General features: G+C 70.6%; 16 protein-coding genes. 2 read left to right on the top strand and 14 right to left on the bottom strand.

Features of this window, described 5'->3' with window-relative positions; translation table 11 throughout:
• Positions 1-444 precede the first annotated feature (444 nt).
• The gene (locus FYW99_RS04265) at positions 445-912 is read left to right on the top strand and encodes a YkvA family protein (protein WP_150250429.1); all 468 of its coding nucleotides are present in this window, start codon (positions 445-447) and stop codon (positions 910-912) included.
• A gap of 241 nt (positions 913-1,153) precedes the next feature.
• Here the strand turns inward: FYW99_RS04265 and rpsN are convergent, their stop codons facing one another.
• The 3 genes from rpsN to FYW99_RS04250 all read right to left on the bottom strand — a co-directional run bounded on the left by rpsN (position 1,154) and on the right by FYW99_RS04250 (position 2,879).
• Positions 1,154-1,459 (bottom strand): 30S ribosomal protein S14, encoded by a 306-nt coding sequence (gene rpsN / locus FYW99_RS04260; protein WP_150250427.1) that lies wholly within the window; start codon positions 1,457-1,459, stop codon positions 1,154-1,156.
• The gene (rpmB, locus tag FYW99_RS04255; protein ID WP_150250425.1) at positions 1,459-1,695 is read right to left on the bottom strand and encodes a 50S ribosomal protein L28; all 237 of its coding nucleotides are present in this window, start codon (positions 1,693-1,695) and stop codon (positions 1,459-1,461) included. The genes rpsN and rpmB overlap by 1 nt, the downstream gene beginning before the upstream one ends.
• 89 nt (positions 1,696-1,784) lie before the next feature.
• A complete protein-coding gene (locus tag FYW99_RS04250) occupies positions 1,785-2,879 on the bottom strand; it encodes a CobW family GTP-binding protein (protein ID WP_150250730.1) in 1,095 nt (364 codons plus the stop codon).
• A 162-nt stretch (positions 2,880-3,041) separates the two neighbouring features.
• On the opposite strand from FYW99_RS04250, the gene FYW99_RS04245 reads away from it, so the two are divergent.
• On the top strand, positions 3,042-3,461 hold the full coding sequence (locus FYW99_RS04245) for a VOC family protein (RefSeq protein ID WP_150250422.1): 420 nt from the start codon (positions 3,042-3,044) through the stop codon (positions 3,459-3,461).
• Between the two features lie 65 nt (positions 3,462-3,526).
• On the opposite strand, the gene FYW99_RS04240 is transcribed toward FYW99_RS04245, so the two are convergent.
• From FYW99_RS04240 to FYW99_RS04195, 11 genes are all read right to left on the bottom strand, one after another.
• Positions 3,527-3,814, bottom strand: a complete 288-nt coding sequence (locus FYW99_RS04240; protein ID WP_150250421.1) for a YciI family protein — start codon at positions 3,812-3,814, stop codon at positions 3,527-3,529.
• Between the two features lie 298 nt (positions 3,815-4,112).
• Positions 4,113-5,363 carry a PQQ-binding-like beta-propeller repeat protein gene (locus tag FYW99_RS04235; RefSeq protein WP_150250419.1) on the bottom strand — a complete coding sequence of 417 codons (1,251 nt, stop codon included), beginning with the start codon at positions 5,361-5,363 and terminating at the stop codon, positions 4,113-4,115.
• A gap of 256 nt (positions 5,364-5,619) precedes the next feature.
• A complete protein-coding gene (locus tag FYW99_RS04230) occupies positions 5,620-6,279 on the bottom strand; it encodes a hypothetical protein (protein WP_190394544.1) in 660 nt (219 codons plus the stop codon).
• Between the two features lie 65 nt (positions 6,280-6,344).
• Entirely contained in the window at positions 6,345-7,904 is a 1,560-nt protein-coding gene (locus FYW99_RS04225; protein WP_150250415.1) for a TPR repeat domain-containing protein, read from the bottom strand.
• Between the two features lie 101 nt (positions 7,905-8,005).
• Positions 8,006-8,272, bottom strand: a complete 267-nt coding sequence (locus tag FYW99_RS04220; RefSeq protein ID WP_150250413.1) for a hypothetical protein — start codon at positions 8,270-8,272, stop codon at positions 8,006-8,008.
• 233 nt (positions 8,273-8,505) lie between these two features.
• Positions 8,506-8,679, bottom strand: a complete 174-nt coding sequence (locus FYW99_RS31665) for a hypothetical protein (RefSeq protein ID WP_190394543.1) — start codon at positions 8,677-8,679, stop codon at positions 8,506-8,508.
• Entirely contained in the window at positions 8,676-10,385 is a 1,710-nt protein-coding gene (locus FYW99_RS04215) for a TRAFAC clade GTPase domain-containing protein (protein ID WP_223838705.1), read from the bottom strand. Before FYW99_RS04215 ends, FYW99_RS31665 begins: the two co-directional genes overlap by 4 nt.
• Positions 10,382-13,105, bottom strand: a complete 2,724-nt coding sequence (locus FYW99_RS04210) for a GTPase-associated protein 1-related protein (RefSeq protein ID WP_150250410.1) — start codon at positions 13,103-13,105, stop codon at positions 10,382-10,384. The genes FYW99_RS04215 and FYW99_RS04210 overlap by 4 nt, the downstream gene beginning before the upstream one ends.
• Before the next feature lie 98 nt (positions 13,106-13,203).
• On the bottom strand, positions 13,204-14,424 hold the full coding sequence (locus FYW99_RS04205; protein WP_190394542.1) for a TRAFAC clade GTPase domain-containing protein: 1,221 nt from the start codon (positions 14,422-14,424) through the stop codon (positions 13,204-13,206).
• Positions 14,418-18,677 (bottom strand): hypothetical protein, encoded by a 4,260-nt coding sequence (locus FYW99_RS04200; RefSeq protein ID WP_150250408.1) that lies wholly within the window; start codon positions 18,675-18,677, stop codon positions 14,418-14,420. Before FYW99_RS04200 ends, FYW99_RS04205 begins: the two co-directional genes overlap by 7 nt.
• 518 nt (positions 18,678-19,195) lie before the next feature.
• Positions 19,196-20,203, bottom strand: a complete 1,008-nt coding sequence (locus FYW99_RS04195) for a hypothetical protein (RefSeq protein WP_150250406.1) — start codon at positions 20,201-20,203, stop codon at positions 19,196-19,198.
• Positions 20,204-20,213 lie beyond the last annotated feature (10 nt).

Below are 20,213 nucleotides of genomic sequence, written 5' to 3'. Positions count from 1 at the left end.
GTCGGCGGGGGTGGCGCGGGTGGTGCGGGCTCCACGCTGGCCGAAGGGGATCGGATCGTGTCCGTGTGCGCCACCTCCTTCCTGGGCAGACGTGTTTGGTGCTGGCCGCATGTGGCCAACGTGTGGACAGATCGGTACGCGACCGTTTTCGGGTCGTATGGGTTCTGTGTTGGTTCGTGGGGGTTGAGATGCCTCCTGGTGACGTTTGATGCCTCTCATCCTTTCTTCTCCAAGGATGCCCTTCCTCTCCCCGTCCCACCAGTCCCCTTCGCGGCCTGTGGACAACCCTCCCGGGACGCGGGCGCTCCGTCCGGGGGAGAGGGCGGCGGGCGGAAGGTGTCGCACCGGTCACGTACGGGATTGGACCCGCGCCACGCGGGAACGAAACAGGGAGGCTTCGCGTCATATCTTGAGAAGCCACGTCCTCACCGAGGAGACCGAACAATGCGTAAGGCAAACCGCGCCGCGGCGGGAGCCGCCGCCTGGCAGGTCGTCCGCAACACCGACAGCGACATGTCCGTCTGGCAGCGGGCCGGAGCCGTCCCGCGGATGATCGGCGCCAAGGTGCGCGGACGCTACCCCGAGCTGAGCAGCGGCAAGCTGCTCGGAATGCTCGCGCTGGTGGCCTACATCCTCTCTCCCGTCGACTTCGTCCCCGAGCTGTTCGTTCCGTTGCTCGGGCTGGCCGACGACGTCGCCGTCGCCGTGTGGCTGACCACCATGGCGCTCGGCGAGAGCGAGCGTTTCGTGCTCTGGGAGCGCCACAACCAGGCACAGCAGGCCTTCCAGCAGGCCAACCGGCCAGGCGGGCACGGCAGCGGTATGCACAACGGTCAGGCGGGATCGGAGCAGGGGCACGACGTCCCCGGCCACGACGGTCACCGCTCCTTCACCGACCGGGCACGCCGCTGACCGGGCCGCCTCCGATCCGGACCGCCTGAACTGAACCGGCTGAACTGGACTGGCTGAGCTGGGCGCCTCTGAACCGGGGCGCCCCTGATCCGGACCGCCGCCGCCCGGCGGCAACCCGGAACCGCACCCGAACCGCACACGGGCCCCGCGCGCACCGCGCGGGGCCCGTGGCGTCGGATCCGGTCGAGCCGCAGGGCGTCGGGGGTCACACCGCCGAGCGCGCGACCGGATCCCGTTTCCGCTACCAGCTGGACTTGGTCACCCCGGGCAGCTCGCCGCGGTGGGCCATCTCCCGGAAGCGGATCCGCGAGAGCCCGAACTTGCGCAGATGCCCTCGCGGCCGCCCGTCCACGGCGTCGCGGTTGCGCAGCCGGGTGGCGCTGGCGTCGCGCGGCTGCCGGTTCAGTTCGGCCACCGCCGCCGCGCGCTCCTCCTCGCCGGTGTGCGGGTTGCGGATGATCCGCTTGAGTTCGGCCCTGCGTTCGGCGTAGCGGGCCACCACGCGCCTGCGCTGCTGGTCGCGGGCGATCTTGCTCTTCTTGGCCATCAGACCCTCCCGCCGCGGGCACGGATCTGGGCGACCACCCGTTCGATACCGCGGGCGTCGATCACCTTCATGCCCTTGGTGCTCACGCGCAGCCTCACGTAACGTCCTTCACTGGGTAGCCAGTACCTCTTCGTCTGGATGTTGGGGTCGAACCGGCGCTTGGTGCGCCGGTGGGAGTGCGAGACCGAGTTTCCGAAGGCCGGAGCCTTTCCGGTCACCTGACAGACACGGGACACGGCGGTCCCTCCTCTCGTGTGCGGTCCGGAGCCTCCGGACCGTTCGGGCTCCCCGGTGTCCGGGGCCCTCCCGTCGTGGCGCCGTCCCTCTACAGGGCGTTGGCGAAGGGGTCGGACCGCAGCGGCCGTCCCGTCTCGTCCTCGGTCATGAGGCACGAGTCCAGCAGGGACACCAGGCGCTGGGCGTCCAGGTCCACACCCGTGAACGCCAGGTGCTGGCGGCGGTCGCCCAGCACCGGGTCCCAGTCCAGGAGCGCGGAGACCCGGCGGGTCTCGGAGACCATCTCCACCGCGGCCTCGGGCAGCGCGCCCAGCCAGGGGCCGCCGCTCTCCAGCAGCAGGGCGTCGTTGTAGGCGTCCCACACCAGCAGCGTGTCCGGGCGGCTGGCCAGCCAGATCCGGCCCCGGCCGCGCAGGCCCGCGGACACGATCTGCTCCAGCGCCTCGTGCAGCCGTACGGGGTGCAGGGGGCGCCTGCGGGTCCAGGTCACCGTGCTCACCCGCCCGTCCGCGCGGTCGGCGTAGTGCGCCCAGGCCGGGTTGAGCCGGTGCGCGGCCGCCTCGGGGTCGAACCGCCCGTGCGTCAGGTCCGCCAGCCCGCCGCCCGCGGGGACGACCACGGCGGCCGGGTTGAGGTGCTCCACCAGGGCGCGTGCCTCGTCGAGGTGGCGGGTTCCGTGCACGGCGACCGCCGTCGGGTACTCGACCTGGTGGGCGAGCACCTCGGCGACCGTGCGCTCGTCCTCCACCGCGATGTCCAGGTCCCGGTCGCACAGGTCGTCGTGCCCGGACAGGTCCGGCAGCAGGCGGTCGGCGTCCACCGCCCCGATGACCGCGGTCAGCCGCAACTCCTCCTGGGCCGCGACGACCTCGGCGACCTGCCGGGGTTCGACCCCGTCCCAGGTCTCCACCACGCACAGGGTGTGCTCGCCCCGCTCGGCCAGCCGCAGCAGTGCGGGCACGAGGTCCTCGCGCAGTGTGCAGGACGCGCACAGGTGGTCCAGGTGAACGCGGCTGTGGTCCACGGGACCCCAGCGGTCACGGGTGACGCGGTGGACGATCCCCTCGGCGATTCCGTCGAGGTCGTGGTGCACGGCCACGGACCCCGGGACCTCCGCCAGCAGGTCGTCCACGCTCCGTCCGCGCGCGTGGCGGTGCAGACCGCAGACCACGGCCACGCGCATGGGGGTTATCGGCTCCATCGGGGGACACCCTCCTTTCCAGGAAAACGATAATCATTATCGTATAGCACGCGCACGGCTCCCCGGGAGAAAAGCCGGTTGCCATGAACACGACGGACGTAGTACTTTGCCTGAAGTGGTTGGAAGCGATCCCCTGGAGGCACTGTGAACATCGAACTCGTCGGCCTGGCCGTGCTCTGCGACGACCCGCGCGCCAGCGCCGCGTGGTTTGCCGAGCACTTCGGCTTCAACGTCAACATCGACCTCGGCTGGTACCTGAACACCCAGCACGAGGATCACCCCAGGCTGTCGATCGACTTCGTGCTGCGCGACCACCCGTCCACGCACGAGGTCCTGCGCTCGGGGAGGGCGGAGTCGCTGATCGCCTTCCTGGTGCCGGACGTGGACGCCGAGGAGAAGCGGCTGCGGGAGGCGGGGGTGGAGGTGATCATGCCGCTGGTCAGCGAACCCTGGGGGCAGCGCCGCTTCCAGGTCTCGGGTCCGGAGGGCCTCTACGTCGAGATCCTCCAGATGGTCGCCCCCGACCCGCAGTGGATGAAGGACAACGGCCTCGCCGAGGAGTGACACCCGGGGCAGGACATGACGCGGGCCGGGACGGAAGGGGTTCCGTCCCGGCCCGCGGTGTTCGCTCAGAAGTGCTCGGCGAGCGGGCCCAGCACCGGGGACCACTCCTTGACGTCCACATCGGAAACCAGGCCCTGGAGGTGGAAGGGGTCCTTCTCGGTCAGGGCGATGGCCTCGTCGCGGGAGTCGGCGCGGAAGAGCAGGAGGGCGCCGGGAGCGTCCTCCGGGCCGAAGGGGCCCGAGCACAGGTTGGCGTCCTGCGCGGCCAGGTACTCGCGGTGCGCGGGGCGGTGCTCGTCGCGCGCGGCGGCGCTGTCGGGGGCGTAGGTGTAGGTGATGGCGAAGATCGCCATGGTTTCCCTCCCGTGGTGTGTGGCGGCTGGTGCCGCGATCGCCGTCACTGTGCCACAGGCGCAGGTGGGAGGGTGTGGCCGGGCCGGACAACAGGTATGGCGGTTCCGCTATGTGTGGCGCTTCGCTCATGCAGCTGCGAGTCGTGGCTATCAGGGAAAAAGGCCGAGCTCGGCTTCAGTCAGGCATGGAACGCCTTCGTATGCCATGCATGGTCTGTCTGCCGGCACTGGTCCCGTAGGCAGTGTGGTCTGGAGTGCTCTTTTCTCCCGTAAGGAGCACATAGTTGTGGGACGTGCTTTATGTAAGGCCGACCAGACGGCGTGATTCAGTGTCCGAATCGCTGCTGCTTGTTTTCTCTGTCACCTCGGTGACGACGACGGCACCGGGGGCGAGGAGCATATCGGTTGGGGGTGCGACTCCGAAGAGGGGGCGCACGCCCTCCTCCACGCGTGGGTCGCGATGCACATCGATACCCAACTCGATGACATGGGGGTCCGCGGACCCCTGCCAATCGAATACCTCGACTGTGGCGGGTTTCCATCCATCATCGGTCGGCCCGACATGGAGCCTGGCGATCGATGCGTTCATGGGGAGAAGGAAGTTTTTCGGTTTTCGGACGCCTGCCTCCTCCACGGTGATTGTATCCTCGGGGTTTCCTGAGAAATCCATCAGGGTGTAGGTGTCAGTTTCTGCTTCAGGGTTCGTCTCCACTGTGGCATATCCACTCTGGGAGATCGAGATGACATCAGGGCCTGAGACGGCGAACACATCGTCCGCCACAGAGCTCCCGGTAGCCGGGTTCAGCAGCCATTGCTCGAAGTAGCCGGATCCTTCCATGACAGCAGCGACGATTCCGCTGTCGGGATAGGTGCTGAGTTCGATGTCCCTGTAGGTGACCGGTGCGTCCAACTCGTGTTCTACGCGCCAAACCTCCTCGCCACTTTCAGAATCCAGGCCCATGATCACGGCAGTATGCTTCTGGACAGCGTCAAGATCGCTCATGGTCTCTGCCGGATCCGCGAAATTTCCGGTGACGATAACAGTGTCTTCTGTGGTGGCGAGTTCACCCGGGAGGAACTCCTGGCCCTGGTTGTTGGGCTGAAATACGTCGTATTGCTCCCACTCTTCCTCTCCACTGGAGAGACCGATTGCCCGTAGCGTGAGATTGTCCTCACCGTTGCGGCCAAGGGTGAGGCGGTGGTCTTGAGTAAGTAGCCCGAGTCGTTCGGGCTTAGGCTCAAGAAGGGAGACGTCGGGGGTAATCGAGTCCACCAAGGTGAAATCGGTTACCTGCTCGCTTGTGATCTCCCCGGTTAGGGAGTCCAGTACGATCACATTATGCTTCGCGGTGTCTGCACCGCTTTCGCCGTCCGCCTCGTAGGAAACAGCTACAGATTCTCCGTTTGGAGTTACGTTGCTTCCGCTAACTGTGCTTCCGACGCGCCTGTAGCTCCAGATCTCTTCCCCGGTGTCTCCCCGAAGCGCGATGACTCCGTCCGAAACAGAGACCACAACCCCGGAAGGAATAGCGCGCACCTCATTGATCACGGTGCCCTCCGGAGCCTCCCACTGCCACCCGACTTCGCTAACTGTGTGAGGGATGTTTATTCCACTAATGGGGGTAGATGCTGTTGCGTGTTCCGTTCCTTGCTCGGCTTCTTGTGTGGGAGTCTCAGCCGTGCAGGCGGACGACAGCAAGGCGAGCGCTGTCATGGGGCAGATCAACGCCCTCACGATCTTCCCTTGTTTTTCCATGTCACGCAAAGGCTTTCTCTGGTCTGTTCATGGCCCCTTGCCTGTGGGATTAATTACCCGAGATTCTCATCATCTCGTTGAGGGTTGACATGTATTCTTCGGTGTGTGTGTAAAAGGTTCTTTCGGGCTCCCTGTTCGGAATGGGGAGGTCTGATATTTGCCGCCAGGCATCGTCGCGCATGCTGTCTGTTTCGTTGCTCGAATCTTCGTTCTGCCACCCATTTTGTTCATCAATGAAGTTCTGATTTTCGTCATACATGTCTTCCTTGAATGGGCCTTCTTCCCATGGTTCGTCGCCCCAGTTCTCTGAGTTCACGCCAGCGTAGAAGTCAAGTGCGCCAACCTCAACCTGGGCTCGGATGACGGGGCTGTAGTCGTCGAAGGTTCTGGTCTCAACTTCTTGTTGATTTTCCCCTATGCTTGTGCTGATGAACTCCTTCGCGAAAAACTTGTATGTCTCTGCCAGTTGGGGGTTTCTGATTCCGGTGGCAGTGAGGTCGACAACAAAATCTAGGTTCTTCTTCTCGCGATCGAGGCCGGAGGTGTGGCTTTCAACCCGGTAGGCGGCCTCGTCGGATATGCCGGATCCAACGGCGTTCCAGAGTAGCCCGGTCTCGCGTGCAATGTTTCTCATGGAACCGTCATCGCCGGACCCTGCGAAGTACTGATGAATACCATACTGGGTGTATTCTTCCGTGGCGGCCAACATTCTTTCTGTTGCCCCGGAATCACCGGCAATGAACTGGGTGAAAGTCCTTCGGTCGTCTAGCGAAATTACCAGACCATCATCTTCGCTGTAGTTGGTTTCCAGGTCTGGTTTCGGGGAGTTTCTGCAATAATCGAGGAATCGGAAAATGTGTTGATGTACGTTTCGAAAATGCCTGCGAGGCTGTCTGCTATCTCTGGGTTCAGGTGGCCCATCGAAACATCTCTCCACTCAAATTCCTCGGTGACTTCGTTCCCTTCTTTGTCCTCTGTCGTAGATGTGTCTTCCACTTGATTGCCGGTTCGCATAAGTGCTTCTTGGATTTCGGGTCGGGTTATGATTTCAATAAAACCGTCCATGGCTCTGTCTGCCCTTTCCTTGGCGTCTGGATCCTCACTCTTTCCATCCTCGGCTAGCCAGTCGGTGAGTCCTCGGATATCAGCACCATCGTCGGGCCACTCATAGGTGAACAGGCTCTCGAGCGCGTCAGTTGGCTTGTCGTCGGTGTAGTTCACGCCCGACTCAGAATTGAAGTGCTCGCCAGTGAGGAGGTAGTAGTTGGCGTCCTTGTTGCGGGAAGCAACGTCGACAAGAGTGCCGATCTCCTCCGAAGAAACCCAGTGTTCGGTGCTGTCACCCCAGAGTTCTATGTACGCACCAGTGGAGAGGGAGAGCCTGGTGGAAAGCCCGTAGCCGCCCTCCATGTCATCGTTCGTGTGAGCGAACAGTGCCGAAAGTGATGCGTAGGTTCGAGCATCCCCCTCCTGGGTGGTGAGGTCGCCAGGAGTTTCTTCCTCGTCTGTGAAGGGGATGTCGATCGCATTGCGCACGCTTGCGGGCAGGTCCCCGTAGCCGCCGCCGATGTCCGGGTCTGACAGAGCGAGTAGGCCGTCTCCCAGCATGCCCAACGCGTGTTCGCGCTCTTCGTCGGTAAGGTGGTCACCCTCCATTTGAATGGGAATTCCCACCACACCCATGTGATCGGGACTCTCCTCCTCCAACCTGTCGTAGAACTCCTGGAGGAAGTCCATTTCCTCGGAGCGGTAGCCGGTGCCTCCCTGCTGGGCCTGCATGGCGTTGGTGGTGATCATGCTCATCATGAGCATGAGTTCGTGGTAGTTCTCGTCCAGGGGTTTGTCGCCGGACCAGTACGACGAGAGTTCGTCCGCCCACTCTTGCGCGTTCTCCTCGGTGAGCTCCTGGCCGTCCACGAGCATCGTGTAACGACTGGGGTCGAGGCTGTAGAAGGCCCAGGAGTTGATCCCGGCGTCGATGAGGGCCTGGACGTTGGCCTTGGTCGGTCCTTCCCGCAGGTCCGCGGCGACCTCGTCGGCGTGCTCCTCGAAGTTCTGGTAGTTGGTGCGCTCGCGTTCCTGGAGTTCGGTCAGTTTCGCTGCAACCTCGTCGTAGATGTCACGGCACTTGTTGGCGTCGCCCATCCCGAGGAAACCACCACGCTCGGGGTGGGTAGCGGTGATGGTCTGGCCCTGATAGTCGGCCGGGATCTCGCCTTCCTTCTTGGTGCGGAAGTCGAACCATTCAGAGTTCTGCGCCGAGCGCTCGTCCTCGAACTCCTCGACGTGCTGCGCCCACTCCTCGATCTTGGAAGCGGCGTAAACGATCGCCACACCAGCGTCCCGCCAGTACTGGTAGTCCTCTTCCGACAGCCCCTTGATGTTCCATGCGAGGAGGTCGGTGAATTGCGTGGCGGTGGAGTTGAACTGCCCGGTCAGGTCATCTGAGCGTCCCAGCAGGCGTGCTTGGAGGATGGTGAGCTCCTCCGCCCGTGTTCCTGTACCTCGACGAGGGTGGGGGCGTACTCCTCCTTGTAGGCGCGCAGGGCTGAGGAGACCTCGTCGCGCTGGGCGACGGTTTCGGCGTCCTCCATGATCAGGTCGAACATGTCGGCCAGCCCTGCCATGGCCTCAGCGAGGGCTTCGGCGAGTTCGCCGCCTTCGAGGGCCTCGATCGGGTTGGCGCCGGCTTCGCCTGCCATATCGGGGACTCCTTCAGGGAGGGGTGGGGGAGTATGGGTGGGGATGCTCCGTAAGTTAGCAGTTGTGACTAACTGTGAGTGCGTCGGTATCGGATGCCACGTTCGATGAAAGGGCTGATCAGCTGCGGCTTGTACCGGTGGTGGCCGCTCAGGGGCGGATGGCCGGATTCGGCCAGGGACCAGCTGCTGTCATCAACGGATGCGGTCGCACGGGGCAGAGCACGTGCGAGCGCTCAGGAGCCCCCGGTGATGCGGGACAGGGCGTAGGCCCACACGCCCTGGACGGTGACCACTCCCAGCCAGACCGCCGCCGCGAGCACGGCCACGGTCACCGCGCCCGCGAGCGCGTACGTCACCACGGCCACGGTCCGGCGCGTGCCCCGGTGCCCGGCTCCCCGGTAGGTCATCGGGTCTCCTCCGCGTACTCGGGGCGGTCCGGCTCCGTCCGCCCCGGCCGCGCGTGCCGGGGACCGTAGCCCGGGGCCTCGAACCCCTCCGACACCCCGGGATCCCCTGACAGCCCTGGTGTCCCCGGCCCCCCGGGCTCCTCCCGGGGCTGCGCCGTCCCGGCCGCTGCCCGGGACGCGGCGAGCATCGCGGTGAACGCGTCGTGTTCCCCGGCCAAAGTCCACCGCAGCAGGGCGCCCAGACTGGGGTCGGCCCGCCCCTCCCCGTCGGTGACGGCCGAGGTCAGGAACACCCGCGCCTCCCCGAAGTCGGCCTCGGCGTTCCGCAGCAGGTTTCCCAGCCCCAGGGTCCGCTCCGCCCACGCGCGCGCGTCGGCCTCCCCGGGCGCGATGGCCGTGCCCCGCACCAGGTCGCCGCGCGTGACCACCACCGCGAGGCGGGCCTGGCGCAGTCCCCGCCCGCCCCGACGTCGGGCCAGCATCCGGTACTGGCGCCGGATCTCGTCGCGCACCGCCCCGTAGGCCAGTTCCGGGTCGCGGGTGTGCGACCGGTCCCCGGCCAGCCGGGCCCTCTCCCGCGAGGTCAGCGAACGCCACACCGACTCGATCCCCAGCGGGTCCACCGCCAGCACGAACGTCGTCGCCCGGCCCAGGTAGGCCAGCTCCTCGACGGTCGCCGACCGGTTGAACCGCTCACCCGCCGCGTCGAACAGCTGCATGAGCAGGGTCCTGCCGCCCGCGCCCACCCGCACCGTCAGCCCCCGCACCTCGCGGCCCGGGGGAGTGGGCGCGGTCCGGGAACCGGCCGCGAGCACCCGCTCACCGTCCCGCATCCGCCGCACCGTCTCCTCGCCCACCGGCTCCACGTACGCCTCCGGTGCCCGGCGCGCGGCCTGCGCCAGCGCCAGGTTCATCCCGGTCACCAGCCGCGTCTTGCCCGCGCCCGTGCCCCCGAACAGCGGCAGCACGAACTCCCTGGCCTCGCCCGGACGGTGCTCCAGGCCCCGGTCGCAGTGCGGACACCGCGCCTCCAGGTCGGCCGAACCCAGCAGGAGCAGCGTGGGCAGGCGCGCTCCGCACAGGCACTCCCGGCGCCACAGTCCCCGTCCGCCGGGGCGGATGGCGCCGTGCCGCCGACCGCAGCGCGCGCACAGGTACGCCGGGTAACCCAGCCGCAGGAAGCACGCCGGGCACACCATGCGGATCCGGCGCACCAGCAGCAGCCCCGAGTCCGCGAGCCGCAACGCACCGACGGCGGTCCACGCCGCGGCCAGGTAGAGGCCCACCACCAGGGCGTGGACCAGGAACTGCGGCAGCAGGAACAGGCTCCACGGCGCCGCGACGCCCCAGCTGCGCCCCACCACCGCGCGCAGGTCCCACCAGGCAGGGCCACCGTGGTAGGCGCGGTGCGCGGGGTCGTCCCGGGTACCCGGCAGCGGCTCGTCCGGGTGGTCGCCCGCCCACATCACCTCGCGTACGCGGCGCAGGTACGAGGCCACCAGCACGCACCACCCGACGAGGAGGACGGTACCTCCCCCGAGCACCACGGCGCTCACCAGTCCCGCGAGCAGCCACCACCGCAGCAGGTAGACGACCACCAGGCCGAGGCCCGCACAGACGGCGACCAGGAGCGCCGCTCCGACCTGCACGCCGCCGTCGTCGCGCCGAGCCCGCTCCGCCCGTTCCGCGCCCGCCGCCCTGCTCATGACCGTCGCTCGCCCGACCGCGAGCCCAGCCCGAGGAACCCGCGCCTGCGCGGTTCGCGCGAGCGCTGCGCCCACTCGTCGAAACCCGCCGCCGACTCACGCGGCAGCTGTCTGCGCATCCTCGCCAGGTGGCGCCGCCGCCACCCGCCCACAGCGGGTGCGAGCACCGACGCGTCCAGGCTTCCGGCCCGCCCGTGCCCGGCCAGGACCCGGTGTCTCGTCGCCCGGTACACCAGGGCGGCCGTGGCCGTGTCCGGGCGGTCGTCGGCCAGCCGGGCCGACACCGCCTCGCCGTAGGCCTCGAACACCTCCGCCGGGCAGTCCCGCAGGGCCTCGGCCAACAGCGAGCACTGACACCACCCCAGCAGCACGCGTACCACCAGCCGCCAGGCCACCTCCTCCACTGCCGGATGGACCCCCCGGACGGCCGCGTACACGGCGGCGAGCCGGTCGTGCGCCCGCTCCTCACCGGCCGCGCGCAGCGCGACCAGGGACGGGCGGACCTCCGACCACTCCATGACGACCCGTCGGCCGGTCTCGGGAAGCCGGGTCCGCAGCCAGTGCCGGGACACCTCGTCCACCAGCTCCCGCCATGTCCGCTCCTGGCCCGCTTCGGGCGGCGCCGTCATCGCCTCGGCCACCCAGCCGCCCACCCCCGGCGCGACCAGGACCCCGGGCCGCAGCACGCGCAGGACCAGAAGGGCGGCCCGCGGCCCGTGCCCGGGGCCCCACACGTCGGTGAGCAGGTCCTCGTCCAGGTCGTGCGCGGCGAGTCCGGCGGCACCGACCGCCCGGCCCTCCCGGCGCACGGACACCAGGTACGACAGCAGCCCCGGAAGGTCGTTCCGGTTGTCGGTGGCCAGCAGCCGCAGTTCGCGCAGCAGGGCGCTGGACCCGTCGCGGTCGTCGGCGAACAGGGCGCCGACCGGACCGGCCGCGAGGGCCGACAGCTGTTCGCGGGGCAGCACGGCCAGGCGCGCGGCCGCGCCCCGGCGTACCCCGGGGTGGGCGGCGACCAGGGCGCGCGCCTCCGGGGCGGGCAGGGGCGAGGCGGTCAGCAGCGGGGCGAGCACCCCGCCGCCGTACCGCTCCAGGCTCTCCTCGGAGGGCAGCAGACCGCTGGCCCGGGCCCAGCGCAGCAGCACCACCGCCCGGTCGGGGGCGAGGTCGCCGCACTCGCCGTCCAACAGGGCGGCGACCCGTTCCCGCGCCGTCCCGCGCACCGACTCCGTGCGCATCGGCGCCACCGCGGGGGTGCCCCCGCCCGCGGCGATGTCGTCCAGGGAGCGGCGGACCATCACGTGTTCGAGCCGTTCGGTGGTTCCGTCCGCACCGCCCAGCCGGTGCGCCACCCGCTGCAACCCGGCCAGGTCGGCCGGGTCCAGGACTGCCGACGACGGCTCCGTGAGCAGACCGGTGCCGCTGGGCGAGCCGTTCCGGCCACCGGCGGGCAACCCGCCCTGCTCCCCGCCGGGCGCTCCGTTCCGGTTCCCCCGGAGCACTCCGCCGCGGTCTCCTCCGGGTGCCGCGTCCCGTTCCCCGCCCGAGGGCCGGACAGCACCGGCACCGAGCGCCGTGACCGTTCCGCGGGCCCCTCCGGGCCACGCGCCCACCGCGCCCGCCGCGCCCACCAGGTTCCTGTCCGCCCTCCGTTCGCTGGCCCCCGCCCCGGCACGGGCCTTCCCCGACGCCGCGGCGTCGGCGTCCAGGATCCGGTGGACCAGTGCCGCCGCGTCCTCGGGGGCGAGCCACTCCACCGCCTCCGACAGCCACTCGCGCACCTCCCGCAGGTCCTCGCGCGCGGGATCGTCCTCGTCCAGCAGCGACGCCGCGGTCAGCACCGGGAGCCAGTCCGCCAGCGCGCCCTCGCGGCCCGAGGCGTACGGCCGCGCCCTGCGCCACAGCACCGCCGCCCGGCGCGTGCCCAGCCGGACCAGGCGGTCGGCGACGGCCCGCGCACGGGGATCGGGTTCGGGGAGCGCGTCCGGCGGGTCCTCCTCCGGGTCGTACACCGTGAACCGGTTCCGCCACAGCGCGGTGTCGGAGCCGGGCGCGACCCCGACGACCTGCACGAGCGCCTCGTCGGGGTCGCCGCAGTAGGTCGCGAACGACAGCAGCCGCGCCCGCCGCGGCGGCAGCAGGTGGCTCAGGGCCGCCACCCAGTGCGCCACGGACGGGCTGTCCGCCACCAGCACCAGCGGGCGGGAGTCGTCCACGGCGTCGTCGGCGGCGAGCAGCAGCCGCGTCACCACCTCCGCCGAACGTCCCCGCACCCACGCGTCGGTGCGCCGGCGGTCCAGCGGGCCGGGGCCGATCTCCAGTTCGGACAGCTCCGGAAGCTCGGACAGGCCGGGGTCGCCGACCGGCTCCTCCGCCCAGAAGTCGGCCTCCCACAACTCCGCGGGCAGCGGACCGGAGCCTTCGGGACCCACGGCCACCAGGCTGTGCGCGAAGTAGTTGCCCGGTCTCCCGGACGGGTCGTCGCCGCTGGAGACCACGCGGCTCAGCACCGGCACCCCGCCCACGTCGGGGGAGTAGCACAGGTTGACCGGATGCTCGTCGACGCGTTCGCAGGAGCGCGGGGGCTCGTACACGGTGAACCGCTCGACCTCCCTGAGCACCCGGGGGTCCACCCCGGGGGTCGCCGCGTTGAACTGGTACCCGGCGTAACCGGACAGGCCGTGCTCGCACGAGGTGTAGTACAGCTGCGCGAAGCCCATCGGCGCACCCCTTCGGTCTGGTCGTCGCGGGGGGTCTGGTTCGGTGGTGGTTCGGAAAGGACCCGGGAACGCGGCCCGGCGGATCCGCCGGGCCGGGCTCAGGACCAGGACGCCTCACGTGAGGGGATGACCCCGAACTCGCTGAGCATCCACAGGAACGGGTCGGCGACCCGGTAGGGGCGCACTCCGCCGCGCACCCGGTTGCCCGCGTCGGGGACACCGCCCAGGGCCGACACCCCGAAGTAGCGGGCGTTGCGGTAGTGGTTGCGCACGTGGCCGTCCACCCCGCCGCCGTCCCAGCGGTGCAGCAGCTGCTGGATCTGGGCGTGCACGTCCTGGCTGTCGGACTCGTCGAAGAACGGCGCGGTGGGCTGCGGCCGGTGCAGCGGCGACCCCTCGTCCAGCTCACCGTGCAGCGCGTCGATCTTGGTCAGGCACACCGCCATGGGCACCTGGATCAGCCTGTTGACGGCTCCGGGGCGGCTCATCAGCAGGTCGGTGACGCGCCCCAGCATGTCCAGCGGGCGGCTCTCCGCCCTGTCCGGGGCGTGCGGTCGCCTGCCCGTCCGGGCCAGCTGCCGGGTGCCCTCCATCCGGAGCGGGTCCAGCAGGAGGATGATCCCGTCGGCGCTGTTGAGGTAGCGCAGGTTCGCCTCCACACTCGCCCCGGAGGTCAGGTCCTCCCCGGCGGTGTCGAAGAACGACAGCAGCGTGTGCTGCGGCCGCCTGCCGCCCAGGCCCCGGCGCTGGGTGGTGAACCGGAACACCAGCGGTTCGCGGGTGACCCCGGTGCGCCGGGTGGCGCCGAGCAGCCGCGCCTCCTCGTAGAGCGGGGTCTCGTAGTCGGCGTGGAACCGGTGCCGGGTCTGGTCGTCCGAACCCCCCACCGACGCGTTGAACCGGGAACCCACACGGTTCATCAGCTCGTGGATGAGCACCGTCATGAACACCGTCTTGCCCGCGTCGCGCGCCCCGACCAGGGCGATCATCCGGCTGCGGATCCGTCCGAAGTTCACGGGGAGCTGGGCGTGGCAGGTGGCGCACACCTGTCTGCCGGTGGTCGACGCGCACTCCGGGCACACCGCCCGGGCGTCGCGCCCGTCGGCCTCGAAGACCGGCGGCAGCCGTTCGCGCCGCCCCAACTGGGCGCGGATCGCGGCGTCCTCCACCGGCGCGCACACCCGCCCGTCCGGCCCCGGGCGCCCGGTGCACCGGAAGCGGATACGGCGCTCGGCGAACCGCGCGTAGCAGTAGGGGCACACCAGGAGGCGGCCCTCCACGGGGATCAGCGAGCGCACGGCGTCCAGGCTCCTCAGCACCTCAACTCCCTCACCGGGGGCTGGCGCAGCCGCACTCCCTGCCCGTCGTCGTCCGCGGGGAAGCACATCAGCCATCCCTGTCCCGTGCCCCGCGGAGGCCGCACGCGCACCGAGACCCACTCGCCCGCCGACAGGTACTGGGCGGGCAGGACCGCCAGCACCGTCCCCTGGTCGGCGGTGTGCGGCTGGACCGGGCCGTCGGCGTACACCACGACCACCTCGGGCATGGTGCAGTCCTCCTCCGCGACCAGGTGCACCACCCGGTCCCGGCGCAGCAGGCCCGCCGACTCCACGCGGTAGTCGAGTACCGCCCGGCCGGGCACGGTGACGCTCGCGGCGGAGCTCACCGCCTCCCCGCCCTCGAAGGGGACGACGGCGCGCACGTCCACCCGCACCGACTCGGGGCCCATCAGCGTCTCGAAGCCCCCGTCGGAGGAGTACTCACGGCGGGTGCAGCGCAGTTCGCCGCCGGTCCAGGTCTCCGTGCCGCGCTCCTCGGGACGCCAGGAGATGATCGCCGCGCAGGCGTCTTCGGGCCAGGTCCACCCGAGTCGGACCGAGGTGTCGAACCGCTCCGCGCGCAGCCCCTCCACGGGCGGGGCCGCGGTCACCCGCACGGAGACGCCCACGACCGCCTGGTCGCCCGCCACCGTCACCGCCAGGATGTGGTTGGTGCCCGACTCCAGGGTGAACGCCACCCGCTCCCGTTCCTTCTGCGGGGCCTGTGTCTGGTGCGCGCCCTGTTCCTCGACCGCGGTCATGCGGTTCACGGGTACCGCCGTGGTGGTCGCCCCGCGGTTCCACGGGGCCGCGCCGGTCGCTGTCGTTCCGGGGGCACCCTGAACACCAGCGTTCACGGCCGTTCCACGGTGCCAGGGTGGTGCTCCGACCGTTTCTGCTCCATGAGCCCCGGAGACACCAGGAGCCGTTGGCGTTCCGGGGTGTCCGGGTGCCCGGGGGGACGTTGACGCCCCGTGCTCCCCGGGCGTCCCAGGAGTTCCGGCCTTCTCTCCGCGGGTACCGCCGGGTGTTCCCGGACCTTCCGCCACGCGGCTTTCGGGCGCCTCGGGACCTTCCGCCACGCGGCTTCCGGGTGTCCCCGGACCTTCCGCCATGCGCCTGCCGGGCGCCCCGGGACCTTCCGGTCCCTCGTGTCTGGAGTGCGTGGCCGTACCACCGTGCCCGGTTCCGTGGGCCGCCGCGTCCGTGAGCAGGCCCGTGGCGGCGGAACCCTCCGCGCGGTCGTGGAGGGCGACGCCCTGCGGGGGCACCACCGGTCCGCCGCCCGACCCGCCCCCCGGCCGGTCGTCCGCGGTGGTGTGGTGCGACGGCGGGTTCGCCGTGCGTGCCTCGCCGTCATGGAGGTCGGCGCCGGTCCGACCGGCGGAGCTGAGCACGCGTGCGCCCTCGCCCTCTCCGCCCGCGGGCGGGGACGGCAGCACCACGCGCGGCAGGTCGGCGCCCTCGGCCGGGGGCGCAGCCTGGAGGTTCACGGAGCGGTTCCGCTCGTCGCGGGCGTCCGCTCCGGTCCGCGCGGGGGCGTTGAGGACACCGTCGCCCTCCCCGGTGGCCGCCGGTGCCTGGGACTCCGCGGCGGGGGAGAGCCTGGCGTGCCTTCCGACGCTGCGGGTGCGGTTTCCGGAACTCTCGGTGGGGTCGGGAGCGCGCTCTCCTTCGGCGCCTCCGGGAGCCGCGGAGCCGCCGGAGGGCGTGTGCGGGGTGCGGGCGTCCTGACCGGGGGCGGTGCGGGCCTGCCCCGAGGGACGCTCTCCGGGAGCCAGGACCCGGACTCCCTCTCCCTCCTCGTCGGCGAAGCCTCCGCGTTGCGCGTCCGTGCCGTGGCCGGCGTCCCGGTTCTCGGCCGGGCTCCTCTCGCCCGGGCCGAGGACGCGGACGCCCTCGGCCTCCCCGGGGCCGCTCTCCTCGGGGAGCGCGGGGTGTGGGCGTCCCGTGTCGTGGAAGGCGCCCTCGCGGGGTCGGTACCCGTCCTCCTCGTGGGGCGCGGGGTGCGCGTGTCCTGTGTCGTGGAACGCGCCCTCGCGGGAGCGGACCCCGGCCCCCTCGGGCACCGCGGCGCCGGTGCGTGGCGCGTGCGGACCGTGTGCGTCACAAGGGGGAGTGCCGGCGCGGGTGTGGCCCGTGGTTCTCTCCCCGGGCCCGAGCACGCGCACGCCCTCCCTCTCCTCGCTGGGCAGCCCCGCGCGCGCGAGGTCCGCGTGGCCGTTCGCCGGTCCTGGGAACGGCCCCGAGGCGCGGCCCGCGCCTGCGCGGACACCCGTTCCGCTCCTCCTGTCGGTCCCCCCGCCCTCGGGGGACCCCTCGTCGTCGGCCACCGGGGTCTGGGCCACCTCACGGCCGTAGGACTCCAGGTCGTCGGGGCCGACCACCGTGCCGAGAGGCCACCCGGGCGGCTCCTCCCCGACCCGCAGCACGACCTTCCCCCGGGACGGCCGTGTCCACGAGGCCCGGAAGTCCGCGCCGCCGTCCGGCACCACGGACAGGTCCCGCACCGCTTCCGGGCACGGGCCCGGGCTGGCCCGGCGGACGAGCCCCGCCGACCCCCGCGCGTGCCCGTTCGAGGTCACGTAGACCGCACGGACCCGGTAGTGGTACTCCACGTCCATCTCGACGTCGGTGTCGCAGAATCCCGATCCGTCCGTCTCCACGCGCACGCCGTCGCCCGCGCCGCGTGGAGGTGCTCCCACACCGCGCAGCACCTCCACGCGCACCGCCTCCGCCGGGGCCTGCCAGGAACCGGACACCGACCGCTCCCCGGCGCGCACCCGCAGCGAGGAGACCTCCGGCGCGATCATCACCGGCGCGGACGACGCCTCCTCCGACACCCCGGTGCCGCCGCGCACCGCCACCACCGCGTAGCGCGCCTCCGCTCCCACGGGGGCGCCGGTGTCGGTGATCTCGCTCCCCGACAACTCGCCCACCAGCGCCTCGCGGGCGCTCCCGTCCCGCCCGGTGCGCCGCGTCACCCGGTAGGTGACCGACCCTGCCAGGGTGGGGCTGGGCTGCCAGGAGACCACCACGCTCCGGCCGTCGACCCGGGCCTCCACACCGCGCGGCGGCAGCGTCGCCACCTCGCCGAGCCGGGCGGTGAGCGCCTCGTCGTCGGCGGCCGCGTCCGCCGCCGCGGCCAGGGCCCGGGCGGCCTCCTCGCGGTCGCCCGCGCGCAGTGCCCGTTCCGCCTGCGCGGTCAACTCCTCCACCTGGTGCATCCGCGCGCGCAGGCGCTCGTGCAGGTCGTGGTCCTCGGGCAGGGCCTCGGCGGCCTCCTGCGCCTGGCGCAGCCGGTTGTCCGCGAGCAGGTCGTGCACGTCCTGCTCCGCCCGGACGGGTGCGTCGGCACCGGAGGCGGACCGCCGCACGGCCGCTGCCAGCAGCAGCGCCTCCTCCTCGGCCAGCCCCCGGCGGACCCAGTGCCGGACCAGGCCGGGCTCGCTCAGGGACCCCGGGCGCTCCCGCAGGTCGCCGACGATCTCCCCCAGCACGAGGGCGTCGGCCTGGTCGCCCTCGGCGCGCAGGATCTCCAGCACGTTCTCGGCCGCCGTCCTTTCCTCGGACTCCGGTTCCAGCCGCACGCGCTGGACCGCCTCGTCCAGGGCGGCCTTGTCCAGGGCGGTGCCGTCGTGGAGCCGGAAACCCTCCAGCACGGTGAACCCCTCAGCCAGGCGCTGCTCGCCGAAGACCTCCATGGGGGAGAAGGGCACGCCCCGTGTGCGCAGGTGCTCACGCAGGGCGCGAAGGGTGTGCTCGGGAGGGGCGTCGTCCAGTTCGGGAAGCCGGTCCACGACGCGCACGTCGTGGTCGAGCAGGACGCGCTCGGCGTCGGCCTCGGTGACCCCCATCGGCGCGATCATCGACCGGAGGGTCTCGCGGTCCAGGAGGGTGGTGGTCAGGCCCTCGGCGACCTCGGACCACGCACTCAGGGCCCGCCGGGCCTCGTCGGCGCGGACCTGTCGGAAGTGGGCGTGCGTGAGCGCGCCCTCGCTCTCCAGCCGCTCGTGCTCGGCGACGAGGTCGACCAGCACCTCCTTCAGGGAGCGACGGCTCTGCAGCGCGCGCCAGTAGGCGCACACCTCGTTGACGTGCTCGGTGAACGCGGCCGGGTCGGCGCACAACCGCAACTCCAGGCGGGGTCCGACACCGTAGCGCGTGAACAGGTCCGCGGGCAGCCCGTGGGCGCGCGCGGCCACCAGCACCTCGTCCTCGTAGCGTGTGCGTTCCTGTGCGTCCCAGGGCATCGTGCGATCCCGCTCCCCTCGTGTGGTCGTGGTCGTACGGTCCGGTGAGGGGGGCGGGCGGCGGGCTCCGGAGGCGGTGCCGGTCAGTTCACGCGGCTCCTCTGGGGCCGGAGGCGGTGATCGCTCCCGCCCCGCCGGTCCCGGTCGCTTCGTGTCCCTGCATCGGCTCCGCCTTTCGCGGCCGGGGATTTCCCGTGTTCTCCCTGTGCGGCCGTTTCGGGTCACGAGCATACCCCTCATGCGTGCGTTGACGGGGAGAACACGGGCCTTTGGGGTTCGCGCGTGTCCGTGGGTGGTTTCCGCGCCTGGTCAACCGGCTTGAACTGCGCATATGGTGACATTAACAAAGAAATACACCCCTTTTCTCGTGTCATGAGGAAAGGGGTGTCGTGTGCGGGGAAAGGCGTCATGGCGGGATATCATTCGCAGCCTCGCGATTGGCCGTGCTCCTCGGATTCCTCGTGTTTTCCGGCCCCCGCCCTCGCGGAGTTCCCGTGTCCTCCGCTCCGGGCGAACCGCTACCAGCCGAGGACGTCCAGCGAGGTCTCCAGGTTCTCCCGCAGTTGGTCGCGGCGCGCGGTGAGGGCCTCCTCGTGCTCGGCGATCAGGCCCTCCAGGGCGGCGCGCTCGGCGGCGACGAAGGCGTCCACATAGCCGGAGGAGTCCCTGCACTCCAGCGCGGGGACCGCTGCCTCGGGGTCCGAGGCCTCACCGGAGAGCGGTGTTCCGTGAAACCCCTCCACGGCAGCGGCCATGCACGCCTCCCAGGCCACGGCGGCCTCGATGACGGCGGGGTCCTCCATGGCGATGGAGTAGGACTCGCCCAGAAGGTCCTCCACGAGGAGGTGGGAGCCCGGGGTGTCGGGGCTGTTGCCGTCCTCGTCGGTCTGGTGCGCCGGTGCGCCGTCGGGGTCGATCCGCTGGCGCGCCCGGCCTGTGCACCCGCCCTCGGGCACGGCGTCACCCGAGGGGGTGACGAGACCCTCTCCGATGCTGAGGACCGCGCTGCGCGCCTGCTCGCGCAGGTCCGCGTCGCCCCCGAGGAGGTAGGGGTCGTCCCCGTGGTCGAGGGGAAGGGCGAAACCGTGCTCCTCGGCGATGTCGGCGCGCGTGTTCCCGTACCTCCGGTACTCGTGGTGGGGGCCGAAGGCGCGCATGGTCAGGGGGTCCATCTCCAGTGCGGAGTTGACCTCGGCCTCGTATCCGAGGTCCACCAGGCACTCCACGGTCAGCGTGTCCTCGGCCCTGCGCACGACGTACCCCTCGTACTCGTCGAGCTGGTAGTCGTACACCGGCAGGTGCAGGCGCTCGCTCAGCTCGGCGTCCACGCCCGCGTAGGGGTCCTCCGGACGGACGAAGGCCGCGGCCTCCTCCGAACCACCGTCCCCCTCGCCGCCTCCGGGAGAGGCGGAGGGGGAGGACTCGGCATCGGACGCGCCGTCGGCGCACCCCGTCAACACGAGGGCGAGGGCGCCCGAGAGCAGCACGGGGAGGGCGGCGGTGAACAGTCGGAGGGGGATGTCCACTGGGGCTCCA

Origin of the sequence: Nocardiopsis deserti, from assembly GCF_008638355.1 — a bacterium.
Classification (GTDB): Bacteria; Actinomycetota; Actinomycetes; order Streptosporangiales; family Streptosporangiaceae; genus Nocardiopsis; species Nocardiopsis alborubida.
This window is presented reverse-complemented; position numbering and strand designations above follow the sequence as displayed.